Genomic DNA, 4,853 nt, shown 5'->3' with positions numbered 1-4,853 from the left:
GGGTTCACAGCGGTCCTGAAACCCCGCTCCCGGTGCCTGGCCGCCAAGGGGCTAGCTTCCAGGCCACAAATACCACCGGAGGTTAGGTTTACACCGAGGCGCGTTTAATTTTCCGCTTCCGCCGCCGCCCGCTACGCAACCGCTCTAATGCCCACTCAATATGCTCCGCAACCAGTGGTGAGGCAGAGTCCAGCGAACTTTCCAATACCTCGAAAATCTCCGGTACAGGATCGGCGTTACCCAAAGCAACCGCCAGATTCCGCTGCCACCGCTCAAACCCAATCCGTCGAATCGCCGAGCCCTCGGTTTTCTTCAGAAACTCCTCTTCCGACCAGCGGAATAGATCCGCGAGGGCGCCGCTGTCCAGCCCGTGGCGGGGGTGGAAATCATATTCGCCGGTGGGTTTGGCGAACTTGTTCCAGGGGCAGATGATCTGGCAATCGTCGCAGCCAAACACCCGGTTACCCATGGGTTCGCGGAACTCTTCCGGGATCGGGCCCTTGTTCTCGATGGTCAGATAGGAAATGCAGCGGCGCGCATCCAGGGTGTAAGGGCCGACAAAAGCATCCGTGGGGCATACCTTCAGACAAGCTGAGCACTCGCCACACTGATTGGGCTCCTCGCTCACATCCACCGGCAATGGCAGGTTGGTGTAAATCTCACCGAGAAAAAACCAGCTCCCTGCCGCGCTGTTGATCACCATACAGTTCTTGCCGATCCACCCCAGCCCTGCCTTTTCCGCCAGAGCTCGTTCCATCACCGGCGCACTGTCGGTGAATGCGCGGCCGCTGGCGGCGATGCCGCGCTCTTCGCAGTAGCGGTCGATCTGTTGCGCCAGTTGCGCCAGGCGCTTGCGGATCAGTTTGTGGTAGTCGCGGCCGTTGGCATAGCGGGACACATAGGCCTTGCTGGAATCCTTCAGTACCTGCACCGGCTGCGTGTCGGGGGGCAGGTAATCGAGGCGTACACTGATCACGCGCAGGGTACCTTCCTCCAGCAATTCCGGCCGCCAGCGCTTGTCCCCGTGGGCTCCCATCCACTCCATATCGCCGTTGTAGCCCGCATCCAGCCATTGCTGCAGGCGCTCCCCGTGCTGTTGTAACTGGCAATCGGTGATGCCCACCTGCTGGAACCCCAGCTCCCGCCCCCACACTCGGATCTGTGCGGCCAGGTCTTGCAGGACGGAAGAATCAGGGGAGGAACTCATGGGAGATAGGGTGACCCTGTGTGCGGCGGTTCGTGGGTTGAAGCGGTATAATCATCGGTATTTTGCCACAGTTTAAAAATTGACCACAGCTGGAACGCAGTACATACCATGGATAGTCAGAATTCTTCACCACTTTCGGCACCGCAAAACCTCTATACCGCCGAGGCCGTGCGTCGCCTGGACCAGCTGGTGATCAGCCAGCAGCAAATTCCCGGTCTCGCGTTGATGAAGCGCGCCGGACGCGCTGCGTACGATTGCCTGCGCCAGCGCTGGCCAGATGTGAGTAGTATTCAAGTGTTCTGTGGTGGCGGCAATAACGGTGGTGATGGCTATGTGATTGCCGGTCTGGCCGCCCAGCGCCAGATCCCGGTCACGGTGTTTGTGGCGGTGCCTGTGGATAAGCTCAAGGGCGACGCCCTGGAAGCCTATCGCTTCGCTGAACGCGAGGGTGCGACGCTCGTTTCCAGCCTGGCGGAGCTGCCCGCCCCGGAAAAGCACACCGTGCTGGTGGACGCACTGCTCGGTACCGGTTTCAGCGGTGCATTGCGCGCGCCCATGGACTCTGTGATCGCCCACATCAATAACTCTCCCTGCCCGGTACTTGCGGTGGACCTGCCGTCGGGCCTCAACGCAGATACCGGTGTGGCTGGAGAGGGTGCCGCGGTTGGGGCGGATGCAACGGTGACCTTTATCGGACGCAAGACAGGCCTGTACTTGGGGCGCGGACCGGCGCTTACCGGTGAAGTGATTTTTGACGACCTCGGCGCGGCTCCGGAGATTTATCCACAGGTGCCTGTGGCGCTGGTCCGCCATCCCGGCAGTTCCCTCGAGCGATTGCCGCCGCGCCCCGCAGACAGCTACAAAAACCAGTTTGGTCACGTGATGGTGGTCGGTGGCGATCATGGCTTCGGTGGCGCCGCGCTGATGGCATCGGAAGCGGCTGCCCGTGCCGGTGCCGGCCTGATTTCTCTCGCATCGCGTCCTGAACATGTAGCGGCAGCGCTGACACGCTGTCCGGAAGTGATGGCACAGCCGGTCGTTTCTGGTCAGGAACTGGAGCCACTGCTGGAGGCGCCGGACGTGATTGCGGTGGGTCCCGGACTGGGCCGGAGTCCCTGGAGCGAACAGTTGCTGGCCCGCGCCGGCCGCGCAACGGCGAAACTGGTGCTGGACGCAGATGCACTGAATATCCTGGCCGGCGGCCGGGTGCTCGCCGGTGTGCAGCGGGACGACTGGGTGCTTACTCCGCACGTGGGTGAGGCGGCGCGGCTCCTCGGTATTTCCAATGAAGAGGTCGTTGCCGATCGCGTCGCAGCAGCGAGGGCGATTCAGCAGAAATTCAGCGGCGTAGTGATACTTAAGGGCGCAGGCACCCTGATTGCACACAGTGACGGGGTCGACCTGATCAACAGCGGCAATCCGGGCATGGCCTCCGGTGGTATGGGCGACCTGCTCACCGGAATTATTGCCGCGTTGCTCGGTCAGGGAATGCAGCCCGCGGCTGCGGCGCGCCTTGCGGTGTGGCTGCACGGCGCCGCCGGCGATCGCGCGGCAGAAAATGGCCAGCGCGGCCTGCTGGCGACGGACCTGCTACCGCATGTGCGCGCCCTGGTGGATTGAGGAATCGATGTGAGCGAACAGCCTGTGGATAAAACCCTGTATCTTGCCGATGAGGCCGCCACCGTCGCCGCCGGTGAGTCGCTGGGGCGGGCGTGCATCGATAGTGGCATGGCATCCGGTCTGGTGTTTTTTCTCGGCGGACAGCTGGGCGCCGGCAAGACCACCTTCAGCCGCGGCGTGCTGCGCGCATTCGGCCATCGCGGCGCGGTAAAAAGTCCCACCTATACGCTGGTGGAACCTTACGAGTTTGGCGTTGGCAGCGAACGGGAGCAGCGGGTCTACCACTTCGACCTTTACCGGCTGGGCGATGCGGAAGAACTGGAATACATGGGGGTGCGGGATTATTTCGGCCCCGGCAGTCTGAGCCTGGTGGAGTGGTCCGAGCGCGGTATCGGCGTACTGCCGTCGCCGGATATCGAATTGAGTCTGCAACTGCAGGGGGAAGGCCGCGCGCTGACCCTGAAGGCACTGAGTGAGGCGGGTAGTGAAGTTCTGGCAAAAGCGGTATTCGCTGGCTAGGAGTTATTAACATCATCATATAGATGTGTGGTCAGGGACGGACGACAAGGGAATCGACAGGGCAATAATAATGATTGGAGCAGGATTGTCGGTGCGACTGAAAATGAAATTGATGGGCTCGGTGCTGGCGGCGATGGCGATGCTGCCAGCCTTTCAGGCGAGCAGCGCAGATGTTGAAGGCGTGCGCCTGTGGCGTGCCCCTGATCACACCCGTCTGGTGTTCGATCTGAACGGTCCCGCCGAGCACAAGCTGTTTATGCTGAGTAATCCAGATCGCGTGGTGATTGATGTAAGCGGCGCGAAGCTGGTTACCGGGATCGACGGACTGCCGCTGACGGATACGCCGATCGCCGGTGTCCGCCATGCGGTGAAAGACAAACGCGACCTGCGTGTGGTGCTGGATCTGAAGCAGCCGGTCAACCCGCGCAGCTTTGCCCTGCGCCGGCATGAACAGCTCCCGGATCGCCTGGTGATCGATCTGCACGACCGCGACAAGGTGGAAGAGAAAACCATCGAGCAGGTACAGGTGAGCGGCAAGCGGAAGATCGTCATCGCCATCGATGCCGGCCACGGCGGCGAGGATCCCGGTGCGCTCGGTCCCGGCGGCCTGCGGGAAAAGGACGTAGTGCTCGCTATCTCGCGCTACCTGCAGAAATCTATCGACCGCCAGTCCGGCTTCTCCGCCAAGCTGGTGCGTACCGGTGATTACTACATTCCCCTGCGCGAGCGGGTGAAGAAGGGGCGCCAGCTGCGCGCAGACCTGTTCGTATCTATTCACGCGGATGCGTTTACCCGCAAGGATGCGCGTGGAGCCGGGATCTACGCGGTGTCTTCCCGCGGCGCTACCAGTGAAACCGCGCGCTTTCTGGCGCAACGGGAGAATGAGTCTGACCTTATCGGTGGCGCCGGTAGCCTGAGCCTCAGTGACAAGGACGATACCCTGGCCGGGGTTTTGCTGGATCTGGCGATGACGGCGACCATGAACGCGAGCCTGGATATTGGCGGCAGCGTATTGCGCTCTCTGGGTTCCTTTACCCATTTGCATAAAAAGAAAGTGGAGCAGGCCAACTTCTCGGTGCTGCGCAACCCGGATGTGCCGTCGATTCTGGTGGAGACCGGCTTTATCACCAATCCCCAGGAGGCCCGCCGGCTGCGTGACCCGTCATTCCAGAAGAGAATGGCGGAAAAACTCAGCGAGGGTATAGTGGCCCACTTTACTTCCCGCCCACCGGCGGGCAGCTGGCTCGCCGCCAACGGTGATCGCATCGACCGCAAGCACACCATCTCTCGGGGTGATACCCTGTCTGGCATCGCTGCGCGCTACAACATTTCCGTGGCGGACCTGAAGAAGGCCAACGGGATGCAGACATCCATGATCCGGGTGGGCCAGACGCTGACCATACCGTCTGGTTGAGATCTGTGGACCCGTGCTGCAGAAATTGGGCTTTAGATTTTGCCCGGAGGCGCCAAAACACTGGGTATGGGTTTTCAAAACCGCTGTGAATAC

At 61.5% G+C, this 4,853-nt stretch carries 4 protein-coding genes; 3 read left to right on the top strand and 1 reads right to left on the bottom strand.

All coding sequences use genetic code 11. The annotated features are described in order from the left end of the window. Positions 1–88: 88 nt before the first annotated feature. A complete protein-coding gene (gene queG / locus B4U49_RS01240; protein ID WP_078082773.1) occupies positions 89–1,207 on the bottom strand; it encodes a tRNA epoxyqueuosine(34) reductase QueG in 1,119 nt (372 codons plus the stop codon). Positions 1,208–1,315: 108 nt separating this feature from the next. Here queG and B4U49_RS01235 point away from each other — a divergent pair, with 108 nt between their 5' ends. The 3 genes from B4U49_RS01235 to B4U49_RS01225 all read left to right on the top strand — a co-directional run bounded on the left by B4U49_RS01235 (position 1,316) and on the right by B4U49_RS01225 (position 4,760). Further along, the gene (locus tag B4U49_RS01235; RefSeq protein ID WP_078082772.1) at positions 1,316–2,827 is read left to right on the top strand and encodes an NAD(P)H-hydrate dehydratase; all 1,512 of its coding nucleotides are present in this window, start codon (positions 1,316–1,318) and stop codon (positions 2,825–2,827) included. A gap of 9 nt (positions 2,828–2,836) precedes the next feature. Beyond that, complete coding sequence (gene tsaE / locus B4U49_RS01230; RefSeq protein ID WP_078082771.1) at positions 2,837–3,346, top strand: tRNA (adenosine(37)-N6)-threonylcarbamoyltransferase complex ATPase subunit type 1 TsaE; 510 nt, start codon at positions 2,837–2,839, stop codon at positions 3,344–3,346. A gap of 103 nt (positions 3,347–3,449) precedes the next feature. Next, on the top strand, positions 3,450–4,760 hold the full coding sequence (locus B4U49_RS01225; protein WP_239692423.1) for an N-acetylmuramoyl-L-alanine amidase: 1,311 nt from the start codon (positions 3,450–3,452) through the stop codon (positions 4,758–4,760). Positions 4,761–4,853 lie beyond the last annotated feature (93 nt).

The organism is Microbulbifer mangrovi (assembly GCF_002009015.1).
Taxonomy (GTDB): domain Bacteria; phylum Pseudomonadota; class Gammaproteobacteria; order Pseudomonadales; family Cellvibrionaceae; genus Microbulbifer; species Microbulbifer mangrovi.
This window is presented reverse-complemented; position numbering and strand designations above follow the sequence as displayed.